The following is a 13,548-nucleotide window of genomic DNA, read 5'->3' on the forward strand; positions in this document are numbered from 1 at the left end:
CGATGGACCCGCAGGGCCCACACCGATCGACACTGCAGTCACGCCACCACGACCAAGCCTAAGGGAATCCGACGATGCAACCTTCCTTCGACCGTCTTGTCATCAGCAATCTCGGCCTGGTCCTCACGGGTGATCTCGCCGCGCCGATCGCAGATGCGGACACCATTCTCGTCGAGGGCGGGCGGATCTCGGCAATCGGACGTGCATCCTCCATGGCACTCCCCGACGATGCCACGATGATCGACGCCAAGGGTTCGGCCATCATGCCGGGCATGATCGACAATCACTCTCATCCTGTCATGGGGGACTGGACGCCGCGGCAGAACCAGCTTGGCTGGATCGATTCCACGTTGCATGGCGGCGTGACGACGCTGGTTTCGGCTGGCGAGGTGCATGTGCCCGGCCGCCCGCGCGACGTGATCGGCGTCAAGGCGCTCGCCATCACCGCCCAGCGCGCTTTCAGCGCCTTTTCCCCGACCGGCATGAAGGTGCTCGCAGGGGCCCTGATCCTTGAGCATGGGCTGACCGAAGCGGACTTCGTCGAGCTTGCCGCAGCCGGCGTCACGCTCATCGGCGAGGTCGGCCTCGGATCGGTCAAGGACGGAGAAACCGGTCGGCAGATGGTCGACTGGGGACGGCAGAACGGCATGACCTCCATGACCCATGTGGGCGGCCATTCCATTCCCGGTTCGGCGCGCATCGGGGCGGAAACGGTGCTGGAAGTCGATGCCGATGTCGCCGCGCATCTGAATGGCGGCCCGACGTCCCTGCCGGAAGCCGAACTCCGCCTCATCTGCGAGACGAGCGCTCGCGGGCTGGAGATCGTGCACAATGGCAATATGCGGGCTGGCCTGTTCGTGCTCGATACCGTGCTGGATGTCGGGGCGCTTGATCGCCTGGTCCTTGGCACCGACAGCCCGGCCGGCTCCGGTGTCCAACCGCTCGGCATGCTGCGGCTCGTGACCATGCTGGCGTCTCTCGGAAATCTGGCGCCCGAAGTCGCAATATGCCTGGCCACAGGCAATGTTGCGCGCTTGCGCGGCTTGACGGACCGCGGACGGATCGCGGTGGGCCTTGCCGCCGATCTCGTCTTCATCGACCAGGCCATGGGCGGGGCAGGCGACGGTGTTCTCGACAGCATGGCGCTGGGCAACATGCCCGGCATTGGCATGATCCTCGTCGACGGCGTCCCGCGCATCACCCGCAGCCGCAACACGCCGCCATCGATTCTTGTGCCGGCGCTTCTCGCTGGTTGAGCGCATGGTCATGTGCAAAGGCCGCGCTCCTTTCGGGGCGCGGCCTTTGCACGTCGTCGCCATACACAGGTTCAGACCATGCCGTCCTTGCCGATGATCCTGTCCACCGTCAGGCCGCCAACGCGCGGGTGCGGCCGGCCGCTGTCAGTGACGGCGATTGCCACGGCGATCTCGTCGGCGCGGGGGGCATCGGGCACACGCACCTCCATACCGTCGAAATGGCTGCGCACCCGCGCGGCATCCTTGTGGCCGAGCGGGATGTCGAACGTTGCGCCGGGAGCACCCCGTTTCTTGGAGGAGGGGATCAAGGCAGCACCGCCGCCCAGAACGGCGCGGAACGGCGCACCGAGCTCCGGATGCATCAGGGCGGCCGCATGTTCCAGCTCGCCATCCGCCCCGACAAGGACGGCCTTGCCGAAGCTTTCGATCCGCGACCCCTCGATGTTCAAGGCCGCAACGGCCCGCTCCGGCAGAATGTGCCCGAGCACGCGGCCGACAGCCTCCAGCGTGGAGAGATCCTCGACATAGCGATTGGCAAAAGGGTTGCGGATCACGGCCACGGCTGCCGCGCGCCGCGTGGGTTTCTCAAGCGTCCGTCCGCCCTCGATCAGCGTTTCTTCAACGACCGTTACGATGCGGCGCAGTCCGATGGTGTCGTTCACGCTCATCGCAGGCCATCCTCGCCCTTGATCTCGCTGGCCTTGAGACCGCCCACGCGGGCATGAATTCGTGGTCCTGTGGTCATCGCAAGGGCGAGCACCATCTCGTTGGCGCGCGGCGCATCGCCAATGCCGACCTCAACGGCATCGAAATGGCTGCGGACATAGGAGGCGTTGATATGGGTGATGGGCACGTCAAGGCGCGTGCCCGGTCCGCCGACCTTCTTGGTCGAGGGGACGATAGCCCGCGCATCGCCGAGGAGTCCGCGCATGGCATAGCCTCCCGGATTGTGCCAGAGCGCAGCATGCTCCAGCTCTCCGGCCGATCCGACGATCGCGCCTTTGCCATAGCCTTCGACGGCGGCGGGATCGCCGCCCAAGGCATCGATGAGGCGACGCGCCATAGCCAGGCCAAGCGGCTTCAGCTCATCCATAAAAAACGCGATGTCCTCAACATAGGCGCCGGCAAAGGGGTTCTCGATGACGGCGAGCACCGAGGCGCGCCGCAGCGGCGTGTCGCTAACCGGTCCTCCCTCATGGAAGATCTCATCCACGGAAACGACGAACTTGCGTACGATCACGTCTGCCATATACCTCTCCAATATTTGTTAGAGTAGTAACAGTTCATCACGTCTGATCGTTGTCAAGAGAGGTTGCACGGAATTGGTTTTCGAGCGGCTTCCCGACGTTGCAGGGCGACGGATTATGCGATTCACGCCTGTATTGCTGTGCGATGGAAAAAGCATCAAAAAGCGATTGACAAGACCTCGAAGTCAACACACTATTCGTATGACCATCAACTAATTCGGCTTCAAGACCGCTTGATGGAATTGCCGAACAGGCCACCAGAGGGAAAGAACACGATGAAGATTTTTGCCCGCTTCTTAGCGGCCGGTGTCGTGCTGGCTGCATCCGCCCTTCCATCCGTCGCTGCCGAGAAGGTGCACGTCGCTGCCATCTCCGGCTATTTCGCGCAGGGGTTCGGCATTTCCATCGTCAACGGTTTGAACAAGGCCAAGGACGATTTCGGTATCGACCTCAAGCTCGTCGACACCGGCAATCGCGCGCTCGATTATGAAGAGCAGTTCGCCAATCTCGCAAAGAGCGGTCAGTACGACCTGATCTTCGTCATGGGCTGGGAACTGGTGGACGCTCTGCAGAAGGTCGGCGCCCAGTATCCCAATCAGCGCTTCGTCTTCATCGACGGGGTGCTCGACGCGAAGACGATGGTCTACGCTTCTTTTGCCGAAGAACAGGGCTCGTTCATCGCCGGTGCGCTTGCAGGTCTGGTCGAGGACATGGGTCCGGAATTCGACAAGATCGGCGACGGCAAGACGATCGGTTTCGTCGGCGGCCGCGACATTCCCGTCATCCGCAATTTTCTTGGCGGCTACGAACAGGGCGCCAAGTACGTTGCGCCTGACGTCAAGGTCAATTCGGTCTTCGCCGGTACCTTCGACGATCCGGCAAAGGGTAGCGAGCTGGCGATGGCACTCTACGGACAAGGCGCAGACATCGTCTATAACGTCGCCGGACCAACGGGCGAGGGCGTGATGCAGGCCAGTGCCGCCGCCGACAAATATTCTCTCGGCGTCGATATCGACATGTGCTCCAGCGCGCCTGGCAATGTGCTGGCCAGCATGCTGAAGCGCGGCGACGTCGCCGTGTACGCGATCATCAAGGATGAGGTCGAAGGCCGCAAGGTCACGCCGGGAACACGCACCTTCGATCTGGCGTCCGGCGGTGTCGAGGTGAAAGTCTGCGACGATGTCGCGGCAAAGCTCCCGGCCGCGATCAAGGACAAGCTGGACACCATCCGCACGGATGTGATCGCCGGCAAGATACAGATCGCTCGCGCGAAGTAGGACGAGCCGGCGTGGGCTCGGACAAGGTCCGCAGTCCACGCTGCCGTCCGCAACGGTCAGGCGGCCCAATCTCGCGTCGTTCCCCAATATAGGCGTGTTGACGGCTGTCAACTCCGACCGTTCGGCTGTCCGTCTTCGATCAATCCTTGTGTCTTCCTCTCCTGCCTCGGTATGCCCCATGGACCTTGCCGTCGATCTCTCCGGAATCACCAAGCGCTTCGGCGCCTTCACCGCCAACGACAGCATTGATCTTGCCGTCCGCCGCGGGGAAATTCATGCGATCATCGGCGAGAACGGCGCTGGCAAGACGACATTGATGAACATCCTGTTCGGCCTGCTGCAGCCGGATGAGGGCACCATCTCGATCGGCGGTAGGACCATGCTGGTCGACAGTCCTGCGGTGGCGATCCACGAGGGGCTCGGAATGGTGCACCAGCACTTCAAGCTGGTGCCCTCGCTGACTGTGGCCGACAATATTTTTCTCGGCATGGAGATTCGCCGGAATGGACTGATCGACCGCGCAGCCCAGGTGGAGCGCACCCGCGTTCTCTCGGAGAAGTTCGGCCTTAGGGTCGATCCGCAGGAGCGGGTGGCGGGGCTTTCGGTCGGCATCGAGCAGCGTATCGAGATCCTGAAGGTTCTCGCGCGCAATGCGCGCATCATCATTCTCGACGAGCCCACGGCGGTTCTCACCCCGCAGGAAAGCCGGGATCTGTTCCAGACGTTGCGCAGCTTTGTGGACGACGGCATGACCGTGATCTTCATCTCGCATCATCTCGAGGAAGTGATGGCGGTATCGGATACGGTGACGGTTCTCCGCGACGGACGTGTCGTCGCCACCAAACCGAAGAGCGCGCTGAACAAGCGCGAGCTTGTCCGTCTCATGGTCGGGCGCGACGTCAGCTTCGACCGTCGTCCCCGAACCCCGAACGAAGGCACCGTGGCGCTTGACGTCACCGATCTCTGGGCGCGGGACGACCGGCGGCTGACAGCCCTGAAATCCGTGGGTCTGACGGTGCGCGCCGGGGAGATCGTCGGCATTGCCGGGGTTGCCGGCAACGGACAAACGGAACTGGCGGAGGTTCTTTCCGGACTCCGGCCCGCCAGCCGAGGCCGCGCGCAACTCCACGGGCACGACATCCTCGACCGGACGCCGGCCGAGATCCGCAATCGCGGGCTTGCGCATGTTCCAGGCGACCGCATGGTGCGGGGGGTCGATCGCAATGCCTCGCTGTCGGCCAACATTCTGATGGGACGGCAGACGAAGCGACCCTTCTCCCGCCTTGGCCTGATCGACTGGACGACGGTGCATGACGCGATGCGCGCGCTGATCCAGCGGTTCGACATCCGCGCCCGCGGGCCGAAGGACCCGGCGCGCAGCCTGTCCGGCGGCAATATCCAGAAGGTTGTGCTGGCGCGGGAGTTCACGGCCGGTGGGGATGTGCTGCTCATCGATCAGCCGACCCGTGGCGTCGATATCGGCGCGCAGGAGGCAATCCACGACGAGATCATGCGTCAGCGTGCCGATGGCCGGGCCATTCTGCTGATCTCGACCCAGCTCGATGAGTTGAAGGCGCTGGCGGACAGAATCCTCGTGATGTTCGACGGCCGGATCATGGGCGCGGTCGATGGCGCAGTGGTGGACGACGACGCAATCGGACTGATGATGGCCGGGATCGACCCGGCAGAGATGACGGAGGCCTCATGACGAACCGCCTGTTCTTCCGGGAGCTCTTCTCAAAGGGCTTGGCGCGAACGCTGACAGGCCAGGCGCTCGCCTTCGCCATCGCACTCGCGCTCGGTGCCGTCATCATCCTCATGATCGACGAGAGCCCGGTCGCCGTCTTCTTGACGTTGATGCGCGGCGCCTTCGGCGATACGGAGAAGATTGCGGGAACGCTGCTGCAGACGACCCCGATCCTCATCTGTGGTATCGCGGCCTGCATCGCCCTTCGCGGCGGCATGTTCAATGTGGGCATCGAAGGGCAACTGTTCCTCGGCGGTTTCGCCGCTGCCTGGGTGGGCTTCGCCTTCTCACTGCCTCCTGTGCTGCATGTGCTTGCCGCGATGACGCTTGCGGTCATTGCCGGTGCGCTCTGGATCGCCATACCCGCATTCTTCCGCGTCCGCTTCGGCACCAATGAGGTGGTCTCGACCATTCTCGCCAATTACATCGCGACGCTTCTCACCTCCTATTTCACGATCTTCCTGTTCAAGCGTCCAGGCGGGTGGTCGGAAACGCCACCGATCCTGACGAGCGCCTATCTGCCCGAACTCTTCTCCTTCTCCCGTTTGAACATCGGCCTTCTCATCGGCCTGGCGCTCGCCGTCGGCGTCACTGCCTTCTTTCGCTGGACGTCTGCCGGCTATGCCGCGACCATGGTCGGCTCTGCGCCGAAATTCGCGGAATATGGCGGCGTCAACGTTCGCCGCGTCGGCTTCGGCGTCCTGCTTGTCTCGGGCGCCGTCGGCGGCCTTGCAGGCGGCGTCGAGACGCTCGGCGTGCATCACCGGTTCATGGAAGGCTTTGCGCCGGGCTTCGGCTTCGATGGTCTCATCGCGGCACTTCTCGCCAACGGCTCACCCATCGGCACCATCTTCACGGCCTTGTTCTTCGGCGCGCTGCGGGCGGGCTCCCTGTTGCTCGAGGTCGATACGACGGCCTCGCGCGAGATCATCACGGTTATCCAAGCGCTGATCATTCTCGCCGTCTCTGCAGATCTCATGATGCCCCGACGCGGCGACCGCACAGGAGAGCGCCGATGGAAATTCTGAGCAACCTGTTCAACGTCGCCCTGCTGGTCGCGATGATCCGCACCACGACGCCGATCCTGCTGGTGGCGCTCGGCGGCTCGTTCACCACCAAGGCCGGAATCTTCAACATCGGGCTGGAAGGCCAGATGCTGATCGCCGCCTTCTTCGCCGTCGTCGGCTCGATTTGGACGGGCTCGTCGCTGGGCGGCATGGTTATCGGTGTTGCTGCGGCCCTCCTCTTTGCGCTCATCTACGCCATCCTGGTCGTCAGTTTCCGGGCAAACGAGGTCGTGGTGGGGCTGGCCCTCAACATCCTTGCCGGCGGAATGACCGTATCGCTCCTGAAGGCGATCTTCGGGACACGCGGATCGGTGGTCGGACGCGGCATCGTCGGCCTTCCCAAGATCCAGATCCCCGGAGCGCGGGATCTCCTCGGTCCCTCGACCGCGCAGTTGATCTCGGGCTACACGCCGCTTGTCTATGTCGCCTTCTTTGCCGTTCCGCTCCTCATCCTTTTCTACAACCGCACCCGGCTCGGCCTTTATATCCGCGTGGTCGGAGAAAAACCGGAGGCCGCCGAAGCGCTCGGCATCTCGATCGTGCGTATCCGTTACGCCGCGTCGCTGCTGTGCGGCCTGTTTGCCGGACTGGCAGGGGCGCACATGTCGCTCGGTTACATCACCATGTTCACCGAGAATATGTCCTCCGGCCGCGGCTTCATGGCCGTCGCGATCCTGATCTTTTCGGGTGGCGACCCGCTGAAGGTGCTGGCCGGCTGCCTGTTGTTCGGCTTTGCCGATGCCTTCTCGCTCCGGCTTCAGACATTCGGCTTCCCGTCCTATCTGGTTCTCGCTGTGCCCTACGCCGTGGCGCTCGTCGCCCTGTTCGTGCTCTCCTGGCGCGCCCGGCCGAAACGGATCCGCGAGACGGTCGACACCATCCGCCGCGCGCTGTCCGTCCATCCATCCGGGGAGGCCGACCGCAACGCGCCGCTTCCCCGTTCCTGAAACACGTGATCTCGAAGGCCTCCCATGCAGCGTATCATCCTCGACGTGGACTCCGCTGGCGACGACATTCTCGCCGTGCTGTTTGCCGCCGCCCACCCAGATATCAAGCTGGAGGGCGTGACGACCGTCACCGGCGCTGCCGGCCCGATCAAGCAAGTGACCGACGTCGTGCTGAACACGCTGTCGCTTGCCGGTCGTGACGACATTCCGGTCCATGCCGGCGCCTGGCGGCCGATCGTCGGCCATGCAAAGGCGGCCATGGAAGCGCCTGTCCACTTTGAAAAGCGGCTGACGGCGCGCTTTGGCGATCGCTTGAAGGTGTTCAATCCGCCCGCACCAGCGCCGAGCCGGCAGGCCAATCCGGGCCATGCCGTCGATTTCATCATCGATACGGTCAGAGCCAATCCCGGCGATATCACGCTCGTGACGACGGGTCCGACGACGAATGCGGCGCTTGCCATTCTGCAGGAACCGGCTCTGCCGTCTCTGCTGAAGAACATGCTTGTGCTCGGCGGCAACTTCACGACGCCTGGCAACATGACGCCACTGTCGGAGTACAACATCTGGGCCGATCCCGAGGCATCGCGCATCGTTCTCAATGCCGATGTCGACAAGATCCTTGTGCCGCTGGATATTTGCGAGGACAACCGCGTTGCCGACAGCATGCTGACGCGCGACGATATTGCCGACATGACGTCCATCGCGGCAGACAATGCCGTCGTGACCATGATCAGCGAGGTGTTCCCGATCTACATCGACATCTGGCGCGGATTCTTCGGGCTGGTCGGCTTTCCCATGGATGACGTCATAACCGTTGCTTTGGCCTTCGCGCCGGATCTCGTGACGACGACGGCGCCGCTCTTTGCCGATGTCGTCATCGAAAAAGGCGTCGCGCGGGGGCAGGTGGTGGCCTATCGCGGCCACCAGATTCTGCCAGGCGGTGATGGCCCGAGGACGACCCGTATTGCCACCGGCCTCGACGGCCGCCGCTTCCTCTCGATCTTCAAGGCCACCATGGCGCGCTATGCGCGCGCCGAAGGTCTTGGCACCGTAGCCTGAAGGACGTTTTCCATGCCGACACCCATCCTCTATGATTGCGACCCGGGCCACGACGACGCGATCGCCCTCGTCATGGCGCACCGCTCGCCGGATATCGCGCTTCTGGGCGTGACGACCACCTGCGGCAATGCCGAGCTCGAGAAGACCTCCTCGAACGCGATCCGCATCCTTGATTTCATCGGCGCGGGCGACGTGCCGGTTGCGGCCGGCTGCGTTCGTCCGCTCGCGCGCCCGCTTGTGCTTGGAACGGCGGACGGCCCGAGCGGCCTGGAGGGCTCGCCCTACCTGCCGATGCCGGTGCGCGAACCCCTGGCCCAGCATGCCGTCGACTTTCTGGCCGAACGGCTGGCGGCGGCGCCCGAGCCGATCATCGTCGTTGCGACCGGGCCGCTCAGCAATATCGGTCTGCTTGTGCTCAAGCATCCACAGGTGCTGCCCAAGATCAAGGAGCTGATCTGGATGGGCGGTGTGTTCTACCGGAAGAGCGAGATCATTACCCCGACCGAATTCAACGCTTTCTGCGATCCCGAAGCCGTCCGGCTGGTGCTCGACAGCGGCGTATCCGTCACCATGGTCGGACTGGACGTGACGATGCAGGTTCTGGTCGAGGCGGAACAATATGCGGAACTCGCGACCATCGACACCGAACTCGGCAGGCTCGTCATGGACTGGCTGCGCTTCTACGAAAAACTGCACCGCAACTCCATGGGCGTCGGCGGCGCGATGCATGATCCCTTGGCTCTGGCACTTGTGATTGACCCGACGCTGGTGCGCACGAGGCCCGCCCATATCGCCGTCGATCTCGACGGGACCTTCGCCTTCGGCGCGACGGTGGCCGATTTCTGGAAGGAACGCGGCGAGCCCAACAATGCCCGCATTGCCTACGAGGTCGATAGCGACCGCTTCTTCAAGCTGATGTTCGACCTGTTGCGCGATGCGCCTTTGAACCCATGACCGCGCTCGACGCAGTCTGCAGAGACGTAGAAACGAAGAACGGGGATCGCATCGGTGCCGTATGATCTTGCCATCATCGGCGGCGGCATTGTCGGCCTGTCAACGGCGCTTGAAATCTCCACCCGTCTGCCCGGACTGTCGATAGTGGTCCTGGAGAAGGAGGCGGCCGTCGCCATGCACCAGACGGGGCGCAACAGCGGCGTGATCCATGCCGGCGTCTATTATCAGCCGGGGAGCCTCAAGGCGCGCTTCTGCCGAGAGGGCGTGACGGCAACGATCGATTTCTGCCGTGAGTATGGCGTTCCGTTCGAGCAATGCGGAAAGATGCTCGTGGCGACCTCCGTAGAAGAGATGCCGCGTCTGGCGGCACTGGAAGAGCGCTGCCGGCAGAACGGCCTGCCGGTGGAACGGCTGGATGCCGCGGAGCTCGTTCGGCGGGAACCGCATATCCACGGCATTGCAGCCCTGTTCGTGCCGACCAGCGGCATCGTCGATTACGGACGGATCGCCCGCACAATGGCCGACGGTCTCACCGGAAGAGGCGTGGACATTCGCACCTCTGCCACGGTCGAGACCCTGCGCGAAGAGGCCGATGGCATTCGCATCCAGCTTCCGCAGGAGGAGATTGGCGCGCGGCACGTCATCGCCTGCGCAGGAATCATGGCCGACAGGCTGGCGCTGCTCTGCGGTCTCGCGCTCGATTTCCGCATCGTGCCCTTTCGCGGCGAATACTACCGGCTGCGTTCGGACAAGGACGCGATCGTCAATCATCTGATCTACCCGATCCCCGACCCCGCTTTGCCATTCCTCGGCGTCCACCTGACGAAGATGATCGGCGGCTATGTGACCGTGGGCCCGAATGCTGTTCTCGCCTTTGCGCGCGAGGGCTACCGGTTTTCCGATGTCGGTTTCGGCGATCTCAAGGAGATGATTTCCTTCCCTGGCTTTCGCCGCCTGGTCCGCAACAATTTCCGCTCCGGCCTGTCGGAAATGGCCAATTCGCTGAGCAAGCGCCGCTACCTTGCGCTTTGCAGGCGATACTGTCCGGAACTACGGCTCGACGACCTCCAGCCCTATCGGCCCGGCATCCGCGCGCAGGCGGTTCTTGCCGACGGAAGCCTCGTCCATGATTTCCTGATCCTGCAAACCCGCAGGACCATCCATGTCTGCAACGCGCCGTCACCTGCCGCGACATCGGCCATACCGATAGCGCGGCATCTCGCGGATCGCGCTGCTGCGCTGTTTGAATGGCGGGACAGAGGTAGAATAGGCTAGACAAACCGCTTTCTTCCCGCAGAGCACGAGGCTAGCGTCAGCGCCGTTTCAGGGCGCGGCCTGATGAAAGACGAGAGGGACGTGCGCGCACCAAGCCGCTTGCTTCCCGGACATTGGAGACCGACATGAGCGACATGGCACCCTTTTCCTGGAACGATCCCTTCCTGCTCGACGATCAACTGAGCGACGAGGAACGGATGATCCGCGACGCGGCGCGGACTTTCGCCGAGACCGAGCTCTCGCCGCGGATCAGGGATGCCTACCTTGACGAAACGACAGATCCTGGCCTTTTCCGTGCCATGGGCCGTGCAGGGCTTCTGGGCGTCACCCTTCCGGAAGTCTATGGTGCGGCCGGCGCCGGTTATGTCGCGTATGGACTGGTTGCGCGGGAGATCGAGCGTGTGGATTCCGGCTACCGCTCGATGATGAGCGTGCAGAGTTCGCTGGTGATCTTCCCGATCCACGCCTATGGCAGCGAGGCGCAGAAGGACCGGTATCTGCCCGGCCTTGTCTCGGGCGACCTCATCGGCTGCTTCGGTCTGACGGAGCCGGATGCGGGCTCCGATCCCGGCGGCATGACGACACGCGCGGAGAAAACGGCGACAGGCTACCGGCTGAACGGAGCCAAGACGTGGATCTCCAATTCCCCGATCGCCGACATCTTCGTGGTCTGGGCAAAATCGACCGCGCATGACGATGCCATTCGCGGGTTCATTCTCGAGAAGGGCACGAAGGGCCTTTCTGCCCCGAGGATCGGTGGAAAGCTGAGCCTCCGTGCCTCGGTGACCGGCGAGATTGTCATGGAGGACGTGGAGGTGAGCGAGGATGCGCTCCTTCCGGACGTCTCCGGGCTGAAAGGCCCGTTCGGGTGCCTGAACCGGGCGCGATACGGCATTTCCTGGGGCGTCATGGGTGCGGCCGAGGACTGCTGGGAGCGCGCCCGCGCCTATGGCCTCGATCGCAAGCAGTTCGGCCGGCCACTGGCCGCGACGCAGCTGTTCCAGAAGAAGCTTGCGGACATGCAGACGGAGATTGCGCTCGGTCTTCAAGCGTCGCTGCGCATCGGGCGTCTGATGGAGGAGCATCGCTTCGCGCCTGAAATGATCTCGCTGATCAAGCGGAACAATTGCGGCAAGGCGCTCGATATTGCGCGGCAAGCCCGCGACATGCATGGCGGCAACGGTATCCAGATAGAGTATCACGTAATGCGCCATGCTCAGAACCTGGAGTCCGTCAATACCTATGAGGGGACGCACGATGTCCATGCCCTCATCCTTGGGCGGTCGCAGACGGGCCTGCAGGCTTTCTACTGACATTTCAAGCATTCACAGGAGCTTCCCCATGTCCGCACCCCTCGAAGGTCTCCGTGTGATCGAGCTTGCCCGTATCCTGGCCGGACCGTGGATCGGGCAGACACTCGCCGATCTCGGAGCGGACGTCATCAAGGTCGAAAGCGGGGAGGGCGACGATACGAGACGCTGGGGTCCGCCCTATGTCGATGACGGGGAGACGGTATCGGCCGCCTATTTCCATGCCTGCAATCGTGGCAAGCGCGGCATCGTACTCGATTTTTCCACCGCTGAGGGGCAGGAGGCGGTGAAAGCGCTGATCCGCACGGCGGATGTCGTCGTGGAGAACTTCAAGGTCGGCGGACTGGCAAAATACGGCCTTGATTATGCGAGCCTTTCGGAGAGCCATCCGCGGCTGATCTACTGCTCGATTACCGGATTCGGTCAGACCGGGCCGCAGGCGCACAGGGCTGGCTATGACTTCATGATTCAGGGCATTTCCGGCATCATGGACTTGACCGGGGAGCCGGACGGCGCGCCGCAAAAAATCGGCGTGGCCTTTGCCGATATCTTCAGCGGTCTCTACGGCGTCGTCGGCATCCAGGCCGCCCTGCTGCAAAGGGCACGAACAGGACGAGGACAACAGGTCGACATCTCGCTTCTCGACTGCATGGGCGGAGTTCTCGCCAATCAAGCGATGAATTATTTGGCGACAGGCAACGCACCGAAGCGGCTCGGTAATGCGCATCCAAATATTGCGCCCTACCAGACTGTGTTGGCCGCAGACGGGCATATCATCATCGCCTGCGGGAACGATGCGCAATTTGCCCGTCTTGCGACCCTGCTCGACCTTGCCGCCATGCCGCTTGATCCGAATTTTGCAACGAACGCTGCACGGGTGGCCAACCGCATCGCGCTGATGGCGGCTCTGGAGGAAAAGACCCGGCTCCAGACGAAAGCCGATCTTCTTGCTCAACTTGAGGCCATCGGCGTTCCCGCAGGTCCAATCAACACGGTGGCCGACCTGTTCGCCGACCCACAATTTACGGCGCGCAACATGCAGATTAACGTTGAAGGCGTTCCTGGCGTTCGCAGCCCGCTCCAGTTTTCAGATGCCGAACTTGCCCTCGCACGCCGTGCGCCGCGCCTCGGTGAGCATACCGACGAGATTCTCGAGGATCTTTGACTTAGGCCACCTGTAGCGCGTTGGCATGCTGCTGCGGGAGCTTGAAGCCGAGGACGATATGATCGAAGCGATGTATGTCCAACAATCGACCGTATCCGAGCGATCGCCGAGGAGAAAGCTGCGGCCGGAGCCATGGCCTGATATCGTTGCCTAGGCAGAACGTCCCCCGTCAGTCCCAAATCACGTTAGTGCGACATTGCGATTGCGTGAGACCGCATCGGCAAAGCGCGCCGCGCCGTCTGTG

At 63.0% G+C, this 13,548-nt stretch carries 12 protein-coding genes; 10 read left to right on the plus strand and 2 right to left on the minus strand.

From position 1 onward, the window contains the following. Positions 1-74: 74 nt before the first annotated feature. Positions 75-1,256, plus strand: a complete 1,182-nt coding sequence (locus ASG25_RS10085; RefSeq protein WP_062473062.1) for an amidohydrolase family protein — start codon at positions 75-77, stop codon at positions 1,254-1,256. A 71-nt stretch (positions 1,257-1,327) separates the two neighbouring features. Here ASG25_RS10085 and ASG25_RS10090 read toward each other — a convergent pair whose 3' ends face one another. Together ASG25_RS10090 and ASG25_RS10095 are read right to left on the minus strand one after the other, a co-directional pair. After that, positions 1,328-1,924, minus strand: coding sequence for an amino acid synthesis family protein (locus tag ASG25_RS10090; protein WP_062473064.1), 597 nt, complete (start codon positions 1,922-1,924; stop codon positions 1,328-1,330). After that, entirely contained in the window at positions 1,921-2,505 is a 585-nt protein-coding gene (locus ASG25_RS10095) for an amino acid synthesis family protein (protein ID WP_062473066.1), read from the minus strand. The genes ASG25_RS10090 and ASG25_RS10095 overlap by 4 nt, the downstream gene beginning before the upstream one ends. Positions 2,506-2,778: 273 nt before the next feature. On the opposite strand from ASG25_RS10095, the gene ASG25_RS10100 reads away from it, so the two are divergent. The 9 genes from ASG25_RS10100 (at position 2,779) to ASG25_RS10140 (ending at position 13,304) form a co-directional block, all read left to right on the plus strand. Then, complete coding sequence (locus ASG25_RS10100; RefSeq protein WP_062473068.1) at positions 2,779-3,780, plus strand: BMP family ABC transporter substrate-binding protein; 1,002 nt, start codon at positions 2,779-2,781, stop codon at positions 3,778-3,780. A 178-nt stretch (positions 3,781-3,958) separates the two neighbouring features. Then, entirely contained in the window at positions 3,959-5,488 is a 1,530-nt protein-coding gene (locus ASG25_RS10105; RefSeq protein ID WP_062473070.1) for an ABC transporter ATP-binding protein, read from the plus strand. Further along, positions 5,485-6,555 (plus strand): ABC transporter permease, encoded by a 1,071-nt coding sequence (locus ASG25_RS10110; protein WP_062473072.1) that lies wholly within the window; start codon positions 5,485-5,487, stop codon positions 6,553-6,555. Before ASG25_RS10105 ends, ASG25_RS10110 begins: the two co-directional genes overlap by 4 nt. Beyond that, complete coding sequence (locus tag ASG25_RS10115; protein WP_062473074.1) at positions 6,543-7,541, plus strand: ABC transporter permease; 999 nt, start codon at positions 6,543-6,545, stop codon at positions 7,539-7,541. The genes ASG25_RS10110 and ASG25_RS10115 overlap by 13 nt, the downstream gene beginning before the upstream one ends. Before the next feature lie 24 nt (positions 7,542-7,565). Beyond that, positions 7,566-8,600: a nucleoside hydrolase gene (locus tag ASG25_RS10120; RefSeq protein ID WP_062473076.1), complete on the plus strand. Its 1,035-nt coding sequence runs from the start codon at positions 7,566-7,568 to the stop codon at positions 8,598-8,600. 12 nt (positions 8,601-8,612) lie between these two features. Beyond that, positions 8,613-9,554 carry a nucleoside hydrolase gene (locus tag ASG25_RS10125; RefSeq protein WP_062473078.1) on the plus strand — a complete coding sequence of 314 codons (942 nt, stop codon included), beginning with the start codon at positions 8,613-8,615 and terminating at the stop codon, positions 9,552-9,554. 54 nt (positions 9,555-9,608) lie between these two features. Continuing rightward, a complete protein-coding gene (gene lhgO / locus ASG25_RS10130) occupies positions 9,609-10,829 on the plus strand; it encodes an L-2-hydroxyglutarate oxidase (protein ID WP_062473080.1) in 1,221 nt (406 codons plus the stop codon). Between the two features lie 125 nt (positions 10,830-10,954). Beyond that, entirely contained in the window at positions 10,955-12,142 is a 1,188-nt protein-coding gene (locus ASG25_RS10135; RefSeq protein ID WP_062473082.1) for an acyl-CoA dehydrogenase, read from the plus strand. Positions 12,143-12,170: 28 nt separating this feature from the next. Beyond that, on the plus strand, positions 12,171-13,304 hold the full coding sequence (locus ASG25_RS10140) for a CaiB/BaiF CoA-transferase family protein (RefSeq protein ID WP_062473084.1): 1,134 nt from the start codon (positions 12,171-12,173) through the stop codon (positions 13,302-13,304). Positions 13,305-13,548 lie beyond the last annotated feature (244 nt).

It is taken from the genome of Rhizobium sp. Leaf384 (assembly GCF_001424065.1).
Lineage (GTDB): Bacteria > Pseudomonadota > Alphaproteobacteria > Rhizobiales > Rhizobiaceae > Ferranicluibacter.

What these genes read in the sequence shown, in the direction of transcription:
- ASG25_RS10085 (WP_062473062.1), top strand. Translation starts at nt 75, where the DNA reads ATGCAACCTTCCTTCGACCGTCTTGTCATCAGCAATCTCGGCCTGGTC.
- ASG25_RS10090 (WP_062473064.1), bottom strand. Translation starts at nt 1,924, where the DNA reads ATGAGCGTGAACGACACCATCGGACTGCGCCGCATCGTAACGGTCGTT.
- ASG25_RS10095 (WP_062473066.1), bottom strand. Translation starts at nt 2,505, where the DNA reads ATGGCAGACGTGATCGTACGCAAGTTCGTCGTTTCCGTGGATGAGATC.
- ASG25_RS10100 (WP_062473068.1), top strand. Translation starts at nt 2,779, where the DNA reads ATGAAGATTTTTGCCCGCTTCTTAGCGGCCGGTGTCGTGCTGGCTGCA.
- ASG25_RS10105 (WP_062473070.1), top strand. Translation starts at nt 3,959, where the DNA reads ATGGACCTTGCCGTCGATCTCTCCGGAATCACCAAGCGCTTCGGCGCC.
- ASG25_RS10110 (WP_062473072.1), top strand. Translation starts at nt 5,485, where the DNA reads ATGACGAACCGCCTGTTCTTCCGGGAGCTCTTCTCAAAGGGCTTGGCG.
- ASG25_RS10115 (WP_062473074.1), top strand. Translation starts at nt 6,543, where the DNA reads ATGGAAATTCTGAGCAACCTGTTCAACGTCGCCCTGCTGGTCGCGATG.
- ASG25_RS10120 (WP_062473076.1), top strand. Translation starts at nt 7,566, where the DNA reads ATGCAGCGTATCATCCTCGACGTGGACTCCGCTGGCGACGACATTCTC.
- ASG25_RS10125 (WP_062473078.1), top strand. Translation starts at nt 8,613, where the DNA reads ATGCCGACACCCATCCTCTATGATTGCGACCCGGGCCACGACGACGCG.
- ASG25_RS10135 (WP_062473082.1), top strand. Translation starts at nt 10,955, where the DNA reads ATGAGCGACATGGCACCCTTTTCCTGGAACGATCCCTTCCTGCTCGAC.
- ASG25_RS10140 (WP_062473084.1), top strand. Translation starts at nt 12,171, where the DNA reads ATGTCCGCACCCCTCGAAGGTCTCCGTGTGATCGAGCTTGCCCGTATC.